20 protein-coding genes and 1 tRNA gene are annotated in these 21,425 nt (G+C 49.2%); 8 read left to right on the top strand and 13 right to left on the bottom strand.

All coding sequences use genetic code 11. The features are described 5' to 3' along the window. Window positions 1-10: 10 nt before the first annotated feature. Both DFR42_RS26035 and DFR42_RS26030 read right to left on the bottom strand, forming a co-directional pair. The gene (locus tag DFR42_RS26035; RefSeq protein WP_245937095.1) at window positions 11-622 is read right to left on the bottom strand and encodes a retropepsin-like aspartic protease family protein; all 612 of its coding nucleotides are present in this window, start codon (window positions 620-622) and stop codon (window positions 11-13) included. 46 nt (window positions 623-668) lie between these two features. Continuing rightward, entirely contained in the window at window positions 669-1,154 is a 486-nt protein-coding gene (locus tag DFR42_RS26030; RefSeq protein WP_110257990.1) for a YajQ family cyclic di-GMP-binding protein, read from the bottom strand. 88 nt (window positions 1,155-1,242) lie between these two features. Here DFR42_RS26030 and murB point away from each other — a divergent pair, with 88 nt between their 5' ends. Further along, entirely contained in the window at window positions 1,243-2,271 is a 1,029-nt protein-coding gene (gene murB / locus DFR42_RS26025) for a UDP-N-acetylmuramate dehydrogenase (protein ID WP_110257989.1), read from the top strand. Between the two features lie 87 nt (window positions 2,272-2,358). On the opposite strand, the gene DFR42_RS29370 is transcribed toward murB, so the two are convergent. Further along, entirely contained in the window at window positions 2,359-2,595 is a 237-nt protein-coding gene (locus DFR42_RS29370) for a hypothetical protein (protein ID WP_170133694.1), read from the bottom strand. A 1-nt stretch (window position 2,596) separates the two neighbouring features. Between DFR42_RS29370 and DFR42_RS26020 the strand changes: the two genes are divergently transcribed. Next, the gene (locus tag DFR42_RS26020) at window positions 2,597-3,928 is read left to right on the top strand and encodes a C13 family peptidase (RefSeq protein WP_170133693.1); all 1,332 of its coding nucleotides are present in this window, start codon (window positions 2,597-2,599) and stop codon (window positions 3,926-3,928) included. A gap of 17 nt (window positions 3,929-3,945) precedes the next feature. On the opposite strand, the gene DFR42_RS26015 is transcribed toward DFR42_RS26020, so the two are convergent. Further along, complete coding sequence (locus tag DFR42_RS26015; protein ID WP_211324427.1) at window positions 3,946-4,494, bottom strand: lipocalin-like domain-containing protein; 549 nt, start codon at window positions 4,492-4,494, stop codon at window positions 3,946-3,948. Continuing rightward, window positions 4,491-5,489 (bottom strand): quinone oxidoreductase family protein, encoded by a 999-nt coding sequence (locus DFR42_RS26010; protein ID WP_110257987.1) that lies wholly within the window; start codon window positions 5,487-5,489, stop codon window positions 4,491-4,493. Before DFR42_RS26010 ends, DFR42_RS26015 begins: the two co-directional genes overlap by 4 nt. 96 nt (window positions 5,490-5,585) lie before the next feature. On the opposite strand from DFR42_RS26010, the gene DFR42_RS26005 reads away from it, so the two are divergent. Together DFR42_RS26005 and DFR42_RS26000 are read left to right on the top strand one after the other, a co-directional pair. Further along, window positions 5,586-6,452: a LysR family transcriptional regulator gene (locus tag DFR42_RS26005; RefSeq protein WP_245937094.1), complete on the top strand. Its 867-nt coding sequence runs from the start codon at window positions 5,586-5,588 to the stop codon at window positions 6,450-6,452. 110 nt (window positions 6,453-6,562) lie between these two features. Next, the gene (locus tag DFR42_RS26000) at window positions 6,563-7,099 is read left to right on the top strand and encodes an isochorismatase family protein (RefSeq protein WP_170133692.1); all 537 of its coding nucleotides are present in this window, start codon (window positions 6,563-6,565) and stop codon (window positions 7,097-7,099) included. A 64-nt stretch (window positions 7,100-7,163) separates the two neighbouring features. Here DFR42_RS26000 and DFR42_RS25995 read toward each other — a convergent pair whose 3' ends face one another. Next, the gene (locus DFR42_RS25995) at window positions 7,164-7,847 is read right to left on the bottom strand and encodes a DUF4124 domain-containing protein (protein WP_110257985.1); all 684 of its coding nucleotides are present in this window, start codon (window positions 7,845-7,847) and stop codon (window positions 7,164-7,166) included. 179 nt (window positions 7,848-8,026) lie between these two features. Between DFR42_RS25995 and DFR42_RS25990 the strand changes: the two genes are divergently transcribed. After that, a complete protein-coding gene (locus tag DFR42_RS25990; RefSeq protein ID WP_110257984.1) occupies window positions 8,027-8,575 on the top strand; it encodes a thioesterase family protein in 549 nt (182 codons plus the stop codon). 1 nt (window position 8,576) lies between these two features. Here the strand turns inward: DFR42_RS25990 and DFR42_RS25985 are convergent, their stop codons facing one another. From DFR42_RS25985 to DFR42_RS25975, 3 genes are all read right to left on the bottom strand, one after another. Beyond that, window positions 8,577-9,332: an SDR family oxidoreductase gene (locus DFR42_RS25985; protein WP_110257983.1), complete on the bottom strand. Its 756-nt coding sequence runs from the start codon at window positions 9,330-9,332 to the stop codon at window positions 8,577-8,579. Between the two features lie 81 nt (window positions 9,333-9,413). Next, window positions 9,414-10,241, bottom strand: coding sequence for a hypothetical protein (locus DFR42_RS25980; RefSeq protein ID WP_110257982.1), 828 nt, complete (start codon window positions 10,239-10,241; stop codon window positions 9,414-9,416). Window positions 10,242-10,291: 50 nt separating this feature from the next. Further along, window positions 10,292-12,202: an ATP-binding cassette domain-containing protein gene (locus DFR42_RS25975; RefSeq protein ID WP_110257981.1), complete on the bottom strand. Its 1,911-nt coding sequence runs from the start codon at window positions 12,200-12,202 to the stop codon at window positions 10,292-10,294. A 175-nt stretch (window positions 12,203-12,377) separates the two neighbouring features. On the opposite strand from DFR42_RS25975, the gene DFR42_RS25970 reads away from it, so the two are divergent. Then, a tRNA-Arg gene (locus DFR42_RS25970) sits at window positions 12,378-12,452 on the top strand. Window positions 12,453-12,793: 341 nt separating this feature from the next. Here DFR42_RS25970 and DFR42_RS25965 read toward each other — a convergent pair. Together DFR42_RS25965 and DFR42_RS25960 are read right to left on the bottom strand one after the other, a co-directional pair. Then, the gene (locus tag DFR42_RS25965) at window positions 12,794-14,971 is read right to left on the bottom strand and encodes a DUF4132 domain-containing protein (protein ID WP_245937093.1); all 2,178 of its coding nucleotides are present in this window, start codon (window positions 14,969-14,971) and stop codon (window positions 12,794-12,796) included. Window positions 14,972-15,084: 113 nt separating this feature from the next. Then, complete coding sequence (locus tag DFR42_RS25960) at window positions 15,085-15,966, bottom strand: caspase family protein (RefSeq protein ID WP_110257980.1); 882 nt, start codon at window positions 15,964-15,966, stop codon at window positions 15,085-15,087. A 305-nt stretch (window positions 15,967-16,271) separates the two neighbouring features. On the opposite strand from DFR42_RS25960, the gene DFR42_RS25955 reads away from it, so the two are divergent. Together DFR42_RS25955 and DFR42_RS25950 are read left to right on the top strand one after the other, a co-directional pair. Further along, the gene (locus tag DFR42_RS25955; RefSeq protein WP_110257979.1) at window positions 16,272-16,754 is read left to right on the top strand and encodes a hypothetical protein; all 483 of its coding nucleotides are present in this window, start codon (window positions 16,272-16,274) and stop codon (window positions 16,752-16,754) included. Between the two features lie 216 nt (window positions 16,755-16,970). After that, entirely contained in the window at window positions 16,971-17,519 is a 549-nt protein-coding gene (locus DFR42_RS25950; RefSeq protein ID WP_110257978.1) for an STM3941 family protein, read from the top strand. Window positions 17,520-17,547: 28 nt separating this feature from the next. Here the strand turns inward: DFR42_RS25950 and DFR42_RS25945 are convergent, their stop codons facing one another. Together DFR42_RS25945 and DFR42_RS25940 are read right to left on the bottom strand one after the other, a co-directional pair. After that, window positions 17,548-18,246, bottom strand: a complete 699-nt coding sequence (locus tag DFR42_RS25945) for a phosphodiester glycosidase family protein (RefSeq protein WP_110257977.1) — start codon at window positions 18,244-18,246, stop codon at window positions 17,548-17,550. 155 nt (window positions 18,247-18,401) lie between these two features. After that, window positions 18,402-21,380 carry a site-2 protease family protein gene (locus tag DFR42_RS25940; protein ID WP_110257976.1) on the bottom strand — a complete coding sequence of 993 codons (2,979 nt, stop codon included), beginning with the start codon at window positions 21,378-21,380 and terminating at the stop codon, window positions 18,402-18,404. Between the last annotated feature and the right edge of the window lie 45 nt (window positions 21,381-21,425).

Here is a 21,425-nt window from a genome sequence, read left to right as displayed (position 1 = left end):
AATTGACGAATCAATACCGCTTTGTTAACGTCATCTGATCCCCCTCACGCCGCATTTCCATGCGGTTTAAGAATGACATGCCCAGCAAGGGTACATCCAGGCCTCCTTCTATGACTGAAGCATCGACCTGATTGAGTTCTACATCGCCTATCCTGACTGTATCGAGTTTGATGATATAGGTGGGGACTATGCCACCAGCCGTGCGACTGGAGCTTAACTGGCCCTTTTTGTAGTTGATACCCAGCCGGATGGCGTCAGCAGCAGGCAGGGCAATCAAGCTGGCCCCGGTATCGACCATCATGTTCACGCTGCCGCCATTGATGGTGGCTTGCGCCATGAAGTGGCCACGGTCGCCTGCTTTCAAGACGACACTATTGCCACTGCTGGCCGCCGATCGGTGTACGGTTTGCCCCAGGGTCAGGACTTTGCGCTTGCCATTCACTGTGATAGTGGCTGATTCGCGATCAGCATCGATGAGCTTGGTATCGCTGCTGATAGTACTACCCACGGCATAAGTTTTAGGTGGTGCGCCATCTACAACAAGAATGGCTTTCCCGGGAAACAGGCCAACCACACCGATATCGGTAGCATGGCTCAATGCTGAGCAAAGCAGCAGGCTCATTACACTGAGCCTTTTCAAATTTTTCACAGCTAAGGACATTATTGGCTTAATCGCGGAAGTTATTGAATTCCAGAGGCAGGTCCTTGATTTCCTTACGCAACATCGCCATTGCAGCTTGCAGATCATCGCGTTTGGCTCCAGTCACACGCACGGCATCACCTTGTATGCTGCCCTGTACTTTCAGCTTGCTGTCCTTGATGGCTTTGACAATTTTCTTTGCATCTTCGGTTTCTATACCGTTTTTAACCTTGATGCCTTGCTTGACTTTGTCTCCGCCAATTTTTTCGACTTTACCCATGTCGAGAAAACGCACATCGACATTGCGCTTGGCCAGTGTCATGGTCAATTCCAGGCGAACCTGATCGAGATGGAATTCGGAGTCACCATAAATAGTCAACTCGCGGTCCTTTTGTTCTACTTTGGCGCTGCTGCCTTTCAGGTCGAAGCGGTTAGTGACCACTTTGTTGGTTTGATCAATGGCATTCTTGACATCAACCATATTGGCTTCAGAGACGGTATCAAAAGAGGGCATCTTGCTTCCTTGCATAAAATGATGAATTAGCCGCCATTTTAGCAAATGCAGGCAGGCATGAGAGAGCAAAGGCTATAATTTGGGTCTTATGACGAATTTACTCACATTTTCAGCAGATTATTCTCTGCAAAACCTGAATACCTTTGGTATCGCCGCCCGCGCGAGCCAGTTTTTGCGTGTAGAGCAACTGGCGCAACTGCAAGCCATCTTTGCTGATGCCCAGCTCAAAGCCATGCCGCGACTGATACTTGGTGGTGGTAGCAATCTGGTCTTGTCCGATCAAGTGAACGCCCTGGTCTTGCACATGGCATTGAAAGGAAGGCAAATCCTTGGTGAAGATGAGGATTATGTCTATGTGCAGGCAGCTGCCGGTGAAAACTGGCATGAATTTGTGCTGTGGACGCTGGAGCAAGGCCTGGGCGGTTTGGAAAACCTGTCACTGATACCTGGCACGGTAGGAGCCGCGCCCATACAAAATATCGGTGCGTATGGAATAGAAATCCAGGATGTGTTTGCCAGCCTGAGCGCCTTTGATTTTGTTACTGGTGAAATAGTGGAAATCGACAAGGCGACATGTAATTTTGCTTATCGTGACAGTATTTTCAAGCAAGATTATAAAGACCGCATGGTCATTCTCAGCGTGCGCTTTGCCTTACCCAAGCGATGGCAAGCCAGATTAGGCTACGCCGATGTGGCGCAATATTTAAGCCAGCATCAGATTGAACTCCCTGCGGCAAAAGATGTCAGTAATGCCATCATTGCCATACGCCAGGCCAAATTACCCGATCCTGCCAAAATAGGTAATGCTGGCAGTTTTTTCAAAAACCCTATAGTGCCTGCCGCACAGCGTGACAATTTGCTGGCAGCGCATCCCATGCTGGTTAGCTACCCGCAGGACAAGGGCGATTACAAACTTGCCGCAGGCTGGTTGATAGATCAGTGCGGCTGGAAGGGCAGGCAATCAGGGCGCGCAGGCGTGTATGAGAAACAGGCCCTGGTGCTGGTGAATCATGGTGGAGCGACCGGGGCTGAGGTAAGGGCGCTGGCACAGGCGGTTCAGGCCGATGTGTATGCGAAATTTGCTGTCAAGTTAGAGATAGAGCCAGTCTTTTTTTGACTGTGTAAATTTGCCTCCTTAATTTTGTCGATGGCGCTTGCTTATGCGAAGTGAATTTGTCAGACAATCTTCAGCATGCTATCCAATTTAAAACTCATTCCAGAAAATACCATATAGAATTTTTATGTCAGAGTCCAACATCACTAATGTAGAAAAAAAGTTTGAAGAAGCAGGAGGCCAAGTTGAATCACAAGCTCCTTCCGTCTTATCTTCAAGCCAAAGTGCAGAAGAAAAAGCAGGATGGACCCGCTTAATCAGTGAGGCTTTAAGAATCAGTTTCCTGAAGAGCCCACACTGGGAAGGAATACCAGTTTCGCCTTCCATTATGTTGCTCCTGGTAGCAGGGTACATACTGACGATGATGTGCTTGCAGCGTCTGGCAATCGCTGGTCCTGCTGATTTCCATTTTCGCGCTATCGGTGCAAACTGGTTCGCCTTTGCATCCTGGGCCTGGCTTTGCTTCAGCTTGCGTCGTTATCCTGTTAATCCGGATAAAAAAAATACTGGTATTGCACCCAGCGCCAGTCATTTATTTGTGCTGTCCTTGGCGCAAGGCCTGTTCCTGTCCTTGATCTTGAACCTGCCTTTCTGCCTGGCGATGAACATGGGGTGGATCAGGTATGACCATTTTAGCCAGATCATCGGCTGGCTGATCTACCTTACACCGGTTTTGTTAACGATAGCAATTCAGTCAGTCTTTTTGTGGCGAGCATGTGATCGCCGTGCTTCGTCCATCGCGCTTATATTTTTTGTGACGATCAGTGGCGTCGCCATGCAAGTCACCACCAATCCACCACATTTCTGGTATCCGAAAAGGGTGGAAAGCAGTGACGCAGATAGTAGTGATAAGTCGCTGGATATTTCTCAGGAGATTTTTGAGGCACAAGCTGCGCTGCTGCAAGAAAAAATGGGGGCACTGCAGCCACAAAGACCTGGTGTCATTGATTTGTATAGTCTTAACTTCGCCCCCTATGGTGAAGAAAACGTCTTCCTGAATGAAACCAGCATGGTGTCACAAGTCATGGAGAAACGCTTTGATGCCGCAGGGCGTAGTCTGCTACTGGTGAATAATCCTGGCACGATAACCAGTTTGCCCTGGGCTACTCCACTGAATTTACAGCGAGCCATACAGCAGGTGGCAAAACGTATGGATCTCAATGAAGATATCCTCTTCCTGCACATGTCTTCCCACGGTGCCAGCGATGGTGAATTGTCTGCCGGGATGTGGCCACTCAGTGTTAAATCCGTCACGCCGGAAGACTTGAAGCAGTGGCTGGATGAGGCGGGTATCAAGCACAGAGTGATCTCCATTTCGGCCTGTTATGCAGGGAACTGGGTTGCGCCTTTGTCAGATGACAACACGCTGGTGATGACGGCATCGGATGCCGACCATACGTCGTATGGTTGTGGCAGCAAATCCGAGCTGACTTTTTTCGGCCGTGCCATGTACGATGAGCAATTGCGCGATAAGACTCTGTCTTTTGAAACTGCCCATGCTGCCGCCAGACCCATTATCAAACAACGGGAAGAGGAAGCAGGCAAGTCAGATGGATATTCCAATCCGCAAATAGCTGTAGGTGCCAATATTCGCGAACGCTTGAAATTATTGGAGCAACGCTTGTCTTCTATTGCAGGCGCGCCCCAACCAGTAAAATAGAGTGCTCGCGTTTTTGTTCAGCGCGACTTCTTCCATGATGAAATTGCCGTTGTACCGTTGCCACTGGCACTGGCCGGTACACGATAGCTCAGTTCATCGCCCTTCAATTCAAATTGCCGGGCTTGTTCTGTGCCATCCCAGTTTGGAAAAGAAGCATGTTCTATTCTGAACACCAGTACGTTGCGGTCGGTGTCAATGAAACAGCGGCCATAATGTGAACTGGTGTCCAGGGCGGCAGCCCGGTATTCTGCTTCCGTGCCTTTGCGCTTGTCGCCGCCTGCAAATCTGCTTCGAGTGGATTTATATATTTGCAGTGAATAACGTCCGCTTTCATCGATGATCAACAGGCCATGGGGATCGTTCCCAAAGGTTTCAGCCCGGCTGCCATCAGCGCGAATTTCAGGTGCAGCAGTCAATGTCCAGGTGCCAGTCAGCCGCTTTTGTGCCAGGGCATGCTTGTCCACTTCCTGTTCCGTAAAAGCATGGACAGGAAGGCATAAGAAGGCCATGCAGCTCAGCGTCATGCATGTCATCTTATATGCCACATTATTGCATGCCTTGTTCATGTTTTCTCCCTTGTCAAAGAGTTGCGGGCAGTCGCGCTGACAGCTAACAATAGTTTTCCTGTGGTCTGGCGTGATTCGAGGTCCGCATGGGCCTGTGCTGCCTGTTCCAATGGGTAGATTTGATTGATGCGTAAGTCCAGTATGCCTTCGCGCAACCAGGTGAAGATACGCAGGCCGCGGTATTGCAGGCTACCTGCATCGGCAACATGGTGAGCAAGGGTAGGGCGCGTCAGAAATAAAGAGCCCTGGCGGCACAACTGCATGGGGTCGATGGGAGGCACATTGCCACTGGATTGACCAAACAGGACCAGACTGCCGAGTGGCCGCAGCGATGCCATGCTAGCTAAGTAAGTGTGCAGGCCAACGGAGTCATAGACCACGTGTACACCCTGCTGTTGCGTCATATCCTTGACGGCGCTGACGAAATCGGTCTCTGTGTACAGCACCACATGATCAGCACCTGCCGCTTGAGATAGCCTGGCTTTTTCTGCTGTCGAAACCGTGCTGATGACCCTGGCAGCTTTGTGCTTCAGTATCTGGGTTAGCAGCAGGCCAACACCGCCAGCACCGGCATGCACCAGCGCCGTATCTCCAGCTTGTGCACGATAACTGGTTTCGCACAAATACTGCGCAGTCACCGCTTGCAGCATGGCGGCTGCGGCATTGCATGTACTCAGGTATTCTGGCAATGCAATCAGCTTCCAGGCGGGTATTGCCAGGTATTCAGCATACGAGCCTGGTTGAGATAACCATGCTACCCGTGTGCCAGATGGTAATACACCATTGCCTTCTACTACCGTACCCGCACCTTCTGCACCTGGTATGCAGGGAAGACTGGCTGGATTTTGTCCATTGCGCTGATATACGTCGGCGTAATTGATACCTGCATAATCGACCTGCACCAGTACCTCGCCATGTTTAAGTACAGGCATGGCAATTTCTTTTAACTCCAGTACTTCGGGGCTGCCTTGTGAAAACAATTGTATGGCTTGCATAATTTTCTTTCTTTGAATGACTGACTGTCAGCTTACTCAAAGTAGTTAAGAAAGAAAATTGCTGAAATATTCGCCTGGACTGTGCATAATTGCACCATGATGAATTGGGATGATTTACGTTATTTCCTGGCACTCGTCGATTGCGGTACCTTGACGGGGGCAGCACGTCGTCTGCAAGTTGAACATACCACTGTCGCCCGGCGTATCGATGCGCTTGAGACGGCACTAGGCTTGCGATTATTTGACAGACTGGTACGTGGCTGGCAATTGACGACGGAAGGGCAAGATCTGGTTGCTCATGCCAGGGAGGTAGAAGAGCGCTGGTTCAGTTTTGAAAGAAAAGCGCTGCAAGCTGGAAAAATGGAAGGAGTGGTGCGCATTTCTGCACCACCCACTTTATCAACATTCATGCTTGCCCCGCATTTGAAAACCCTGTGTCAAAATCTGACAGGCATTGAACTTGAATTGCAGGCAGAGCGCCAGCAAGTCAGTCTCGGTAAGCGCGAGGCAGATATCGCTCTGCGCATGACGCGCCCACAAACAGCAGGGCTGGTCATAAAGCCCTTGGCCAGCATAGGCTATGGCTTGTATTCCACTAAAACCTATTTGAAGAAGCATGCTGCCGCAGACTGGGCGTTTATTGCCTATGAAAAAAACTCCTCCACACCACATCATCAGTGGCTGGAGCAGTACCTTGGGCAACGTAGCGTCAGCTTGCGTAGCAATGATCAGATGGTCATGGCGCAATGTGCTGCCGCTGGTATGGGAGTTACTGTTTTACCCCATTATCTGCGCCAGAGTCACCGGGACTTGTGCCGCATTGAGCAGGAAGCTTGCCCTGTCCAGAGAAAGCTCTGGCTAGTCATGCATGATGATGTCAGGCGCTCTCCCAGAGTCAGGGCAGTGGCTGATCAGTTGATAGAATTGTTTGCGAAAGAAATAATACAAAGCTTGTTGAACTGATATTTTTTTTCAGATGTTAACAAAGTCCGTGTTTTTGCCTGCTTGCCGCAGTGCACGCTTTAATGCAGAACCCAGTATCATATGTTTTTTGGATTATTAGGTGCTGCAAAATGGATACCCTGCTCATTATTGATATGCAAAATGCATGGCTACATGCAGGAACACCTCGCTACGATAAGGCAAATGTCATTGCCCGCATCAGGCGTGCAGCTGAGTATATTCGTCAGCATGGTGGTCAGGTGATTTTCATACGTCATGCCAACGATGATGCACTGGCTGGCTCAGCCGGTTGGGAAGTCATACCTGAACTACCCTTTACCCCCGGCGATGTCTTTGTTGATAAGACTGCCTGCGATTCTTTTGCGCAAACAGGTTTGCTTGCCCACTTGAAAATTACAGGTGCACGCAACCTGATCTTATGTGGCCTTGCGACCGAGTTTTGCATGGATAGCACGGTACGGTCAGCAGCATCGCATGGCTTTGATGTTACCGCCTTGTCAGATGCGCATACCACCGGCGACAGACCACATATGCGGGCTGAAAAAATCGTCGAACATCATAACTGGGTGTGGTCGAATATTGCTACGCCCATCAATAGCCGTATCATGGTGCGCACCTCAGAAGAGGTGTTTGGTATTCGTATTTGAAGCCAGGGCTGGTAAGACGGAGGGGTTTGATGGCAGGTCCATCAATTGCCCCAGTCTGCCATGCTTATTTGGAGCAGCCCATTTCTTTCAGGCTGGTTTCAATTCTTCGCTTGTTATCTGCCATGGCTTCCATTTCCTGCACACTGCCGCCCGCTTTTTGATTGCTGCGTGCAGTACTGATTTGCCTGCGTATATCCTCACATGCTTCCTGCTTGCGTGCGGCTTCATTTGTATCAGCTTTGTTGCTGTCTTTAGTGTTTGGTCCATTCACCGCTTTACGTTCAGCAGCCAGATGGCGGTTGACTTCATCCTCATACGAGCGCGTACCAAATTTGCGTTCAGTATCCTTGTCTGCCATGCAGTCGTTTTCGATCTTCGTGCGTATATCACTGGAATTACCGCGCAGGGCATACACATCAGCAATCAGTTTGCGTTGTTCTGAGGTCTTTGCATCAGCCGCTACTTTATCCTGGAAGGCACCGCCTTCTTTTAGCCATATTATTTTTTTTGCTTCTTCCCCGCGGCGCATGCAATGTGCATCCAGTGGCGGTTTATCTGAGACGGGCTGACTCTGGGCCTTCTTGATTAACTGACCGGCCTGGCCATTGTCGCAAGGCTTATCCTGATAGGTGCTGCCACAGCGATACAAATTTTGTGCCTGGGCTGTAGTGGTAAAGCCAGTGCTTAAGCACAGCAATAAAGATGCTGATATGCCTAGTGATGTGGTAAGTGCGCGTAGTGTCAACATACTGAGTCAGCCTGTTTTAATCCAGAATGCAGGACTTTACCATCCCAATGCTAAAATGGTCAAAACACTTGCCAGCTTGCTGTTTTGTAAGCTGCACCATCAATAGATTCCGCTTGAACTTGGTCAAGCTGTCAAGGCGATGGAAACATCGCCCTGACTACTCTGTCCGCCATCTCTGCTTGAAAGGTGTCGCCGTGTCTGGATTGATCCGTAATGTCTTCACGATACTGCATGCCTTGTTTATCTATGGATTTGGCCGCAAACGCACCAGTGTTGCAGACGGGGTTTGTTCCCACTTTTGGATCGGCCCCTGGGATACCGGCATTAAAACTTTGAAGAGTGATAAATACTTCCAGCTTGCAGAATCAGCGCAAATCGATTTTGTGATCAGAGCCGGTTTACTGGGTCCCATGCTGGCGAGTGGTACGGCCTTTGTGAATGTCTCGCAGCTAGTCAGTTTCATGAAGCCAGTGTATCTTTTCCAGCGAGTGCAGGTGCTTACGCACATCATTTATGCCGATGAAAAATACACGTATTTCTCGCATCAGTTCTATATACGAGAGTCGCTTCACGCAGAACTGCTGGTCAAGATGAAGTTTAAAAGGAAACGTTTAACAGTAGAGCCATTTTCATTATTGCAAATGCGATTTGACGAACTGCCCGCTCAGTTGATTGCCTGGAATCAGACCTTGCAAGCGATGGCGCCCGCAGGACGTGCGCCTGAATGAATTAACGCCCGCCCGATACATCAACAAAGCTGCCAGTGATATAAGAAGCCGCATCGCTTAATAAAAAACTGATGGCTGCTGCCACTTCCTCCGGTGCACCACCGCGTTGCATAGGGACATTCGTCTTGAGTCTTTCTACCCGATTGGCTTCACCGCCGTCAGCATGCATAGTGGTGTAGATCAACCCTGGCCGCACGCTGTTGACGCGTATGCCCTCATTTGCCACTTCCACCGACAAACCTTTGGTCAGGGTATCAATGGCCCCCTTGGTTGCCGCATAATCGATATATTCATTGGCTGAACCCAGCCGTGCTGCGGCTGACGAGACATTCACGATAGCACCACCTTTGCCACCATGCCTGGTCGACATGCGTTTCACCGCTTCGCGGCAGCATAAAAAATAACTGGTGACATTGGTGCTCAACAAGCGATTGATACGTTCAGCCGTCAAGTCTTCCAGGCGGCATTGCTGCATCAGGATGCCCGCATTATTGACCAAAGCATCCAGTTTACCGAGTCGCGTATCAATCTCTGCAAACAGGCGCACGACGTCGACTTCATTGGCAACGTCAGCCTGTATGGCAATCGCTGTGCCGCCTTGTGACTGTATGTCTTGCACGACTTGCTGCGCAGCTTCGTGCTTGTGCAGATAGTTGATACAGACTGCATAACCGGCAGCCGCCAGTTGAAGTGCCGTGGCGGCACCTATGCCGCGACTGCCACCTGTGATCAATGCTATTTTTGCGACTTTTGTCATTTATCCTTCTCCGTGCAAGCTTCTCAAGCTGCGATGCCAATGTACAAGTATAGATACTGATGCTGTGACGATGAATGAAATTTATTTGTCGACGGCAGGCGGGGAGGCGCTTATTTTTTCAAGTGCTATCGTCACATCGAAAGCAGGGTTGGTCTGCAATCTGCTCTTGGGATATTTTTGCTTGCCACATTGCATGGTTTCCCTGGTTTGCCCACCGCAATACCAAGCCTCACCTTCAGGGTGAGAAAAAGTGATCGTATAGCTGGGATAAGTCTGCGCCAGAGTATGAGCCATACTCGGATACTTGTCTTTGGGCTCGGCATATTTACGTGCGTGTATGCCGCCTACCAGTATCAATAGAGTGTGTTGTGGGTAAAGTCTGGCACGTACATTGATGTTGAGTGCCATGATGGTTTCTCTATAGCCACCCCAAAATGATTCCTGCTTTTGCAGGCGAACTGGCCAGCTGTTTTCTGCCTGGTCAAACGCAAATACCATCACGGGCAAGCCAGCTTTATTCCATTTGCGACTGGTTTCAATGACAGAAAAAATTGCCTCACTGGCCATGCCATATTTTCTGGCTTTATGCCAAAAAATCCCGTTCAACAAATCCATGCGGTCATATGCGTCGCCGTCAGATTGCAGGTAATTATTGATGGCTTCCTGCTCGCTGGCAGGTATCTCCAGGCCTATCAACAATGGCTTGCCATTGTTGAGCAAGCGACATGCTACTTGCAACAGATAGTCTGGAATTTCTACAATACCGTGAGAGTCATCAACGATGATGAGCCGGTTCTGGAGAGCTACTTCAGTTAAGCTTTTTTCAGCCTGACAGTCTGCTGCTTTTGCCTGCGCAGTTCCAAAGATGGAAATGCTCAGCAGCGTCAGGAAAATGTGGATCATTTTCATGGTGAATGCATATCCTGTTTTAATGACAAGATATGCATTCTAATATGAATTTAGCCTTTGCTACGGGCTTCTATCACTTCCCATTTTTCCAGCGCTTCCAGCAATTGCTCATCAATTTTGGCATGGCGTGCATTCAGGAGATTGGCTTGCTCCGGCCCGTTTTTATACAGATTGGCATCGGCCAGTTTTGCTGTGATGGATGCCTGCTCAGCTTCCAGCGCCGCGATCTGCTTGGGCAACTCTTCCAGTTCACGCTGCTCTTTGTAGCTGAGCTTTTTCGGCTTTGCTGCTGCTGGCGCACTCATGGTCGATACCGCAGCCACTGCTGGTTTTTGCTCGGTCTTCGCTGTTTTGGTGACTGGCACTGTGCTGCGATAGCGTTCCCAGTCACTATAACCACCAATAAATTCACGCCATTGGCCTTCGCCTTCAGCAACGATAACCTGAGTCACTACATTGTCGAGGAAGGTACGGTCATGGCTGACCAGGAAGACAGTGCCAGTGTATTCTTCCAGCAATTCTTCCAGCAATTCCAGAGTATCGATATCCAGGTCATTGGTCGGTTCATCCAGCACCAGTGCGTTGGCTGGCTTAGCGAACAGGCGAGCCAGCAATAGGCGGTTGCGTTCACCACCTGAGAGCGATTTAACCGGTGAACGGGCGCGTTCTGGTGCAAACAAAAAGTCACCCAGATAAGACATCACATGCTTGCGCTGGCCATTGACTTCTACCCAGTCACTACCCGGCGCTATCGTGTCTGCCAGGCTGGCTTCTTCATTCAGTTGCGCACGCATCTGGTCAAAGTAAGCGATCTGCAATTTGCTGCCTTGTTTTATGGTGCCGCTGTCTGGTTCATCCTGACCCAAAATCAATTTCAGCAGGGTGGTTTTACCGGCACCATTTTGACCGATGAGACCAACCTTGTCGCCACGCAAAATAATGCTGGAAAAATCGTCGATGATGACTTTCTCGCCAAAGCGTTTGCTGACGTTTTCCAGTTCTGCCACGATCTTGCCTGAACGCTCACCAGAGCCTACGTCCAGTTTGACCTGGCCTTGCTGTTCACGGCGGGCGCTGCGTTGCAGACGCAATTGTTCCAGACGCTTGACGCGGCCCTCATCGCGCACGCGGCGGGCTTTGACGCCTTTGCGTATCCAGATTTCTTCCTGCGCCAAAAACTTGTCAAACTTGGCGTTTTCTACTTCTTCATTTTCCAGCAGATCTGCTTTGCGGGTCTGGTAAGTCGTGAAGTTGCCAGGGAAAGAAGTCAGCTTGCCGCGATCCAGCTCTATGATGCGGGTAGCTACATTATCTAGAAAACTACGGTCATGGGTGATAAACAGCACGCTGCCTTTAAAGTCTTTCAGCAGAGCTTCCAGCCATTGTATCGATGAAAAATCCAGGTGATTGGTTGGTTCGTCCAGCAGCAGGACATCAGGTGCACTGACCAGCGCACATGCCAGGGCCACGCGCTTTTTCATACCGCCCGACAGCGTGCCCATGATGGCGTCTTTTGACAGGTTCAGCTTGTCCAGCGTGGTTTCTACCTTGTTACCTAGACTCCATGCATCAGCCGCATCCAGTTTCACCTGTATGTCATGCATGCGCTCCATCAGGGCATCATCATTGTCACCGCCAAACTGGCCGGTCAGTGCTTCATATTCCTGCAACAGGGCAGGCAGCTCACCCAGGCCGGATGCCACAGCGTCAAACACGCTGAGTTCCATGTCAAATTGCGGCTCTTGCTCAACATAGGCGATCTGTATGCCTTGCTGCATGACCAGCAAGCCATCATCAATCTTGGACGTGCGTGCAATGATCTTCAGCAAGGAAGACTTGCCCGTACCATTACGCCCGATCAGGCCTACGCGTTCGCCTGCTTCTATGGAAAACTCTGCATGATCGAGCAGAGCAACGTGACCGAATGCCAATTGGGCATCGCTTAATGAGATAACTGCCATAAAACCCTGTGGAACCGGCATCAGGGAGATGCGCGGACATAAATTGGAGAAAAGCAGTATTGTACGCTAGGGGGCACCTAAACTCATCTGCTGAATTGATTGTTGGCCCAAGCTCAGGTAAGATGGCGGGCTGATTGAGAAATGCACAAGCAAATTTGGGCATTTTTCACCGTGTCTCGCCGTAGTTCAATGGATAGAACGTATGCCTCCTAAGCGTAAGATACAGGTTCGATTCCTGTCGGCGGGACCAGATGCACAAACAGAAAATCATCAAAAACGTCAGAAAATGTAGTTAAATCAAAGGGTTATGCACTTTTAATGCTGCATCCACAACCCGCAAAGCGCCGATAAAATCCGAATACTTATTTAATTCATTACACCGTAGTTACACCTGCATTTCTAATAGCAGTGTATGACGAGCCATAAAGCGTGAGAGTAAGTGGTAAATTCCAATCATAATCAAAGCTGCAAATGATATTGCAAAGCTTGAGACTTCTTAGGCACTGTACACAATAATAGGACAAGTTGAACTTCATGCTAAATTTGCAATGATAATTCTCTTGACACTCACTTCATCAACAAAATTGCTTGTTATTCCATAGCCCAGGCCAGGTTATAGACGATGCGCTGTAGCAAAATTTCGTCATAAGGCAAGCACGGCATTGCTGCCAGTTGAGCTTTTTTCTTATTTGTATCAATCTCAACGGCTTCCCCGTTTTTCGTCATGCGAGCCGTCGCGATATGGACTGCGTATTCCCCGACGCGGATATGGCGCTCATCTAGTATTATTGTGCGTTCCTCAATTTGCGTGGCAAATACCATTGCCAGGGTATTCTTGCGGTTGATCGCCATGACGCCGAGCGGCAAGGTTGACAGATGCGCCAGATGCTTCGATCTTGAGGCCGTCGTTTGTTCAAAGGGGTGCAAGCGGAGATCACCTGCCGTAACTGCTTCATCGCTTACTTTGTCGTGAATCGCAAAGCTGGCAACGCTGACAAGCAGATCGGCGGCACGTGCGATTTCTGAGAAAACGACTGCATCCAGTTCGGTAATCATTATGGGGCTCCAGTGCTTTCCTATTCTGTGTGCGAAATGGAGTTTGCCTGAGGTGCCATAACCAGTCACACCAGGATACAGGTTTGCCGAGAAGTCAAAGCTCACCCGGATATCACCAAATTGTCTGCTTAGGCCATCATATTTGCTGATGGCCCATCCTTCTCTTCGTGCCAGTCCGATCAAGGGCTGCAGGGAAACGACATGCCCCTCAAACATTGAAGACACGTTTGCATTGCAGTCGCTTGCGCCTGGTGCATAGTGTTCACGGAACACTTGCCGTATTGGCTGTTTGGTCTTGCGTTTGAAAAAAATGTCTTGCCATGCATGTCGTTCCGCAGCATCAGCAAGCAGTGGATGCCATAGACAGATGGTGCTGTCATCATCGATGATATGCACGCTACCATCGATGGCGACCAACTTGGGATTGCCTTTGATAAGGTCAATTGTGAAGGGCCAATTCCTGCCATCCTGTCGTCGTTCCAGCCATACAACGCTGGCGGCAAATGATATACCGGCAGATGTATCCAACAATCGTTCCCGCCATTCCATGGCACTCAGTGTCATGCTTAGCCAAAAACCGGATTCCATGCAAGTGGCAAGCATGGCTTGTTGCTTCTTATCGGGCTTTGCTCCGGACGTCATCCTTAGCGCGACATTTGGCCTTTCAGCGAGGGCGCGTTCCGCAGGCTTCAGATTACGTGCAAGTTTTTTCTCTATGCCTGCGTGGCGCACGACGGCAAGCGCATTGCGCAATGCAAGTACACTTTCTGGCGTAGGAATCGCTTCGATGGAATGTCCCAGGGTGATTGCGACTGACTGTGAAGGCACAGTCTTTGCCGATGTAGGCGCGACGCAAACACCCAGCAACAGAGGTCCTATCAATGGGCGTAGCCATGTTTCATCTCTATAAGCAGCTATGCGGGCCGCGCGGCTGATTATTTGTGCATCATCGGTAGTGAAAGCGCCATCGGCTTTGAAGGGAATCTTACCACTTTGAATTTTAGCGACATATGCGGCGGCACTGCTCAATACCTCGTACGCAAATTCAATGTAGGCTGGTTCATCAGTCAGCACAATAGCTGGATCATCATGAGCAAGCTGGGAGCCCGCAGGTCCGAAATAGCCATTCATTGTGCCTGCCAGGGCTAGCAGCGCAGCAGGACCTAACTCCGCCAGGACTTCGAATTCCTGTAACCGGTATGGCGAGTCTTCGTAGCGAGCGGCAACTTCATTTCTTAATTCGGCCAAGCCATGACCACCTGCAAAGCTGCCAATAGCATAGGCCTCATATTCCCCGCCACCAAGATAACCAGCGGGCTTTTTTTCCATAATCCTGATTAACTCTTGCTGGAGGGGCAGTGCAGGTTTTTCAGCAAGATAAGCCAGTTCTCTTAGCGCCACCTTCCATTGGCCGGGTTCGATGTGACGAAAAACCGCTAGAGCACTGGTTTCGTCAAGCACAGGACTTAGTCCCAGCTCTTCTGCTTGCCTGCACAGCAAGTGTGCAAATTCTGAACGTGGGTCATGGAATTCAAGAGTTTGAGCCTGACGTATGGCTGGCCATAGAGTTCCAAGCTGCATCCCATCCAGCATGGACAGATCGGCAGGCTTGCCGACGAAGCGGGGATGGTCGGGTAGCGAAGTGAGACGTGTCAACAATTGCTCGACTAAGTGAGCTTGTATTTGATCAGGCATGAATTTATCAGCAATCATGAAGCGGTTTAATTTTTTTTACGTGCCATGCGTTGGCCGATCATCACATTGCCAGCTGTTCAGAATTGCCTGCTTGTCTGGGTAACTTGATGTTGGCCGGCTCACTTCAATCCTCAGTCTTTAACAAAACTCCAGGCTAAAATGCAAAATGGGAATGAGTCTTCAGGCCTGGCGCGTTCCAAAGCTGGATTTTGCAAGCCCTTGGAATGTGCCCGCACTGCAGCGGATGCGCGGGCATGTACTTGTGCAATTCTAAGGGTGTAATAACTGTCACAAGTTTCGTATTTCAAATTAAGCGCATAGTTATTTGCCTGCCGGATTTGCTGAGAAATGTATGAATGGTCGTCGTTAGCATATTCACCGTCCCGACAAGCATGAGCTACGACGACTACCGGACTACATTTCATCAGCGATCTGTCAAAATATTTCCGACAGTTGGTACGATCAAAATCAGGTAGTGGTGAATCCGCAAAAACAGCTTTTTCCATAGCTTGGGCTGGAGCGGTCTTTCGATTGCAATCAAATATGATCGTTCTTCTGCCTCCATCCTCCATAAATTCTCGATCAAGCATCGTTTCTTTATTATTGATCGTGATCAGTTTCGTATCTTGCTTTGATGGCCGTACTTCGTTTCCTATAAAGGCGATGAATGCATAGTCTGCTTTGCTCGCCAGCTTTAGATGGGCTTTGACCGAGTATTTTGAAGGACTCTTAAGAGTCAATATTTCATAGCTTTCCCATGCGCCACCTAGAGGAGATTCGAAGAACGTACGATAAGCGTCAAGGTCTCTTTGTACGCCTGGCAGGTACGCATCACCTAGTTCATTCACTGGACCAGGGCCTACTATAAAAAGCGCAACACGCTTGACACCCACGTGTTTACGATGAACGAGGGATTGAGATGCCTTGAGTAACGCAGCACCTATGCTTTGCATAAAGGTCCGGTTGAGAAAGAAATAGGATGCGCTTAATAGCGCCGCATGCATGTTTTTCATCAGTTTTGAAGATTCGGGTATTGTAATTTAATCATGGTAGAGGCGTGATTATATCCATAACGCAGGACTTCAATACCTGGTAATCAATGGTCGTGACTGAAAGACCGTATCAGGAGGATTGGGCTATCTGGTTTTGGCTAAAATTTCTTCAAATGAATCCGTTGCCTCATTGTTATTGCTGACATTTTGTTGCGACGCAATTAATTTGATAAACTGCATTGCACTGACACAAGAAGCCGCAACACCCTCAACGTTCATTTCAAGCGTGATTGGGATGATTAAACTAATAACTCATTAAGGACATAATGTATTTCTGGAAACTGGATTTATTGAAGAAGCAATTGATTGCCAATGGCTTGACTGAGGCCCAGGGCTACTCCTATATGCTGGTGTACACAATATTCGGTGCAATCGCAATCGAGATGATGGCTTATATCCCCCACGAATCTTTGGATGGCTGGACTTACTTTGCATCCCTCTTGAATATACTGATACCAGCGGTTGGTACGATGATGGCTTTCCGGGCAAACGGCGGTGCATCCGGCACGCAATTTCTGTCCCGTTATATCAGCATCTCCCTGATATCTTCCATCCGTTACCTGGTCTTGATTCTCTTGTTGATGATACCGCTGACCATAGTAGCGATAATGCTGCAAGGGACAGGCGATATCTTTGAGAGCCGGGTTTTTGAATTGTTGTTCCACGCGACTTATGTTTTGCTGTATTTGTATATAGTCAAACATGTGGGTGAAGTGGCAAAGGCGGCGCGAGTTTCTGCTAATAATTGAGGCGCATTACCTTGCATGACCTGGTTTAACTCCAGGTTCAGCTAATCTTAAAAATCCTGGAAAATTTGCATGTTCAACAATGTGCATAAGTAGTCAAGTTAAATAAATTGCATTAATATTTCCTTGTTTCGGAGTTTCACTGAACATTGCCATTGAAAATATACCGCCGCTCAAGGCGGCTTATTAAGATAAATCAGTCAGCGTGACAGGGGATTTATGCATACTGAAGATGAAAAAATTATCGAGTTGAGCAAGACCAAATTGCGCATGCTGGTCATAGGTTCTATGATATTTGTGGCGATGGGTCTGTGGATGGTGCAATTGGATAGTGCTCAGATTGCGGCGCAGCAGCGTTACAACAGCCCCGTCATCATGCATGGCATAGGCGTAGTAGCTATCCTGTTTTTTGGATTTTGCGGCGTCGTCGGTGTCAGGAAATTGTTCGATAAAAAGCCTGGCCTGACATTAAATGCGGCAGGCATTCATGATAATAGCAGCGCCGTTGCAGCAGGTTTTGTCCCCTGGTCAGAGATTACAGGTTTCAGCATTTTTGAAATGCAAAACCAGAAAACCCTGGTCATCAATGTGATCGATCCCCAGCGCTATATCATGGCTGGTGGCGCTTTCAAGCGCATGCTCAATAAAATGAATTACAAGATGTGCGGCAGCCCTGTCGTCATTTCTGCTAATTCTCTCAAAGTCGGATTTGATGAATTGCTGAAAATCTGCGACTCCTATTTATACAAATATCAAAAAAACCGCTGAGTTTTTTCTGGCTGGCAGAGCATGCGTATTACCGCACCACGCCAATAATTGGCCCCAGATCTACAGTGCTATCGTTACGCTTGAGCTCGACAGAATAAATGCCTGAGATACTGCCATCCAGGTAGAGCGCATCCTGGCAATGCAAGCTGTCCCTGAAGAAGCTTGCCATCTCATGAAAATTGACGGGCTGCTCGCTAATTACGAAGATGGCTTTCTTGCCGATGACACCAACGCCATTGCGTTTCAGCCGCGAAGTTGATTCGGGCTTGAATGCCGGATGTATCTGCCCATTTCTCAATAACAATGGACCAGACTGCGTGGCCAGCAAGACATCTTTCGCTACCGCAGGATATTCTGAAGATTCAATGACTTGCGGCCCGGCTGGTGTCAGCAGGAACACCCCATTCGGTTTCAGGAAAAAATTTCCCCAGGCATCTGCCAGGTTCAAAGCGGATACCTGCTCGGCATTTTGTACAAACAAACCTACTGGCGAATAATCAGCATGGTACATGCCTGCATTCATGGCAAAGTGTAATTGCCTGTTTTTACCAGCCAGCCAGGTCTTCAGGTTATCAAAGCGCTTGAAGCCCTTGCCATTCTCATCACGCAGAAACAGCTGCAGTTCTTCATGTTCAGTATCAACACTGATGACAGTAAAGCGAGGGTCGGCAGCCTGACAGGTCAGGCAGAATAGCAGGCAAGCCAAGACAGAAAATAAGGTCTTCATCAAATGATATTAAGAGGTGGAAAGTATTGGCAGTAGGTCTATATCCGATCTTATTTCCAGACAAATCTGAGGCCTTCTTCATGCTGGCCCATTGGGCGGCAACAGCAAATACTTGAAGTACAGTAGACTTCCTGACTCCGCTGCAGCACGCAAAATCAACGTGACATTTGGCTCGCATTCAAGCGTGGCATGCACTTGGTTTCCCTTTGTTCAACATTCTGCAAAGTTTGCTGGAACGGAGTTTTCCAGGCGCTGCCATAACTATTGATTCTGCATATGAATTCTGTATTGCCAGGTTTGGTATTGGCAACGTCACCGCGCATTTTTTTCTGACTATCAAGCAGGCGTTCAGTAATTTTATTAGCCTCATCTTGTTCACCGCGTGCACGCAGGCTTTCCACCAGCATCAGATCTGCCTGATAATTACTGGCGGGTTGCGCTCTTTGTATGAAGAAATCCACCAGCCAGTTGCCTGTGCCTGGTAATTGTAGCTTCGTTAAAGACTGTGCCTCCTTACTGGCCTGGGCGTAGTCTTTTTTTAGCATGGTAATCATCCATCTGATCTGATGATTTTCCCTGTTCATCGCATCGTTTTGACGGTGATTTTTTGTGGTTACATTGTAAGTGTTGAGCAGTTTTATTGCCTCTTCAAACTTCTTCTTGCCGACCAATAACCAGGCTTGATCCTGTTTCAGTGACTGGCATAAGTAATCATCATTTCTTTTCGCGGCGCAGTCATAATCGTTTTCTGCCAGTTGCAGTTCTTGCGCTGCTTCATCTGCTTTTCCAGAGATATAGTAGCTGCGCGCCAGCATTTGATGTGCCTGCAAAAGCTGGGTATCGTCCTGGGTTTTGTCTTTGCTGAACAGGCTGACTATTTCTTGTTTGAGCAGTAATTGCGCCGGATTATCTGCATCCATATCTTTTGCCTGCAACACTTCTGCCAGTAAGTGGGCATCATTTTTATCAGCTTGAGTATGCAGCCTGGCACGCAAGATGGCCTCGGCTTCCTGCAAATAATTGGCGATGTCCGCTTCATTCCTTGCAGTATTTTCTACTTCATCCTGCTCAGACCAGTTGCGTAAGGCATTGGCCATGGCAAATGCAGCGTCTGCATGGAAGTAGGTTGCCTGCACCGAATTATTATTTTCAGCATAGTAAATTCTGGCAATACGCAAAGCATCTTCTGCATCGCTTTCACTGGCTTCTTCCAGCGCATCCTTGAGTAGCCTTACCCGGTCTTCGCCTTGCGCCGCCGTTATTTTTTCAGCTCGGGCCGTTCTGCGCAATTTGCGTTCTTCTTCCCATGAGCTGGCATCCACTTTGGTAGCAGCTTTGACATCGCTCCTGGCCAGGCTCACAAGCTGCATGTTATCTGTTGATGTCATCAGTCCAGACAAACCTTGTCCTGCCAGATTCAGCATTGTAGTTGGTGCTGTATAGAATAATGCCAGCAATGATGCAATTGGCAGGACGAGGCAGGCCAGATAAAGTGCCATACCTGCACTGCTGTCGCGCCATCCGGGCAGTCCACCCAGATAGCGTGACAACAAGCTCTGACCTACTTCAAGTCTGGTGGAAAAATTCCACGTCGAAAAACTGGCTTGATCAAAAAAATCAAATAGTTCACCAGCGGCGCTGGCAAAGTCCTGGTTGCTGGCAGGGCGCGCTTTTTGTCGCAGTAGTAAAGCAGCGGCCTTGGCGAGCTTGAATTGAAACCTGGCCGTGATTAATACCACGATGCCTAAACCCAGCAGTACTTTGTCATTGCTATACAAACCATAGCCCAGCATCATCAGGCCACTGGCAAGTGAAAAAATGAAACGCAGCCAGGGCAGGCGGGCAATGAGTAGTAATTCTATGATGCGGCCACCATCCAGCGGTAATACCGGCAAGAGATTAAAGCCATTGACCAGCAGCGATGCCAGCGCCGCCATCGTCAAATAAGGGCCCCAGGTGGTATTCATGATGCATGGTTCCCAGGCAATCAGGGCGAAGCTGGCCAGTGATAATAGCAGGCCAGGCATGGGGCCTGCCAGATAGACCAGCATATGCGTCAATGGCCTGGCCTCATGTTTTTCACCGCTGGTGATACCGCCCATGCCAGGAACAAAAAATACCTGCACATCACGAAAGCCTGCCAGCTTCATTGCCAGCCAGTGACCGCCTTCATGCACGGCAATGACAGCGCCGATGAGCAAGGCACCCGTGATGCCCCACCACCACGCTCCAAGCGTAAGGAAGGCAAGGGCAGACAAGGCAAAACTTGCATACTGATACCAGCGCGGCGCCAGCATGGATCGCAAGGTACAAAGTGTTCGGACAAAAGTATGGCGGTCACGTAACTGGCGAGCTGCCAGTATGATTTCGGCAGTGGCCGTGGACTTTGCGCCAGTTGCAGTTGCGCTTGTTTGCCTGGCGGAGTTTGCTGCCGTGTTTTGCCTGACTTTGCGCATATTCCAGGCCATTTTAAGCGCAGGTAAAAAGCGAAAGCCGTAGATGATTTCGTCGCCGCGTTGTGCGCGCTGATATACCTTGCCTTCTCTTTCCAGGCGCACTAACCAGCGGTCTACCAGGTTTTGGGCAATTTTGGGTGCATCTTCCAGGTCAGTGCGCTGCACCGTAATCAGTTCACGTACATGCAAGTGGGTTGCCAGTTGTCCTGCCAAGTCAGGGCTTTTGTCCGCAATGACACTCACACGTGTTGGAAAGGGCACCAGTGCTTGCTGCAAGCCATTAACAGTCAGCAAGGCCTTGCCATCGATATACGTATTCCAGAGATGGATGTTGTACAGGCGCTTATCACCCGGAGCTTCAGCGAGAACAACTTCAGCATGGACGTCCTGAGCCAGGTGATGATAAACATCGCTGTAACTGACCGGTATGTTCTCAGCCGCCACCATGGAACGGCCGCGCCAGCTATGCATATAACGAAATCCAGCCTGTTCCATTTCTGCGCGCGCTGCATCAAACAGCGGTAAGAGATCGCCGCTGGCTGCGCGCACGCAAGGCGTCTTGCGTGGCACCCATAGCTGCAATTTCAACAGACGGTTTGTGCTGATGAGCAAAGCCAGCACTTGCAACAACAAAATGACAGCAATAACAGTTGCGCCCACACCCCACAACAGGTCCATCCCAAGTTCCACCCGAATCTCCGCCAGCAAAAAGTATCAGACGCA

Source organism: Undibacterium pigrum, assembly GCF_003201815.1.
GTDB classification, from domain to species: domain Bacteria; phylum Pseudomonadota; class Gammaproteobacteria; order Burkholderiales; family Burkholderiaceae_D; genus Undibacterium; species Undibacterium pigrum.
Note: the sequence above shows the minus strand (reverse complement) of the source record. Positions and strands in the feature narration are given on the sequence as shown.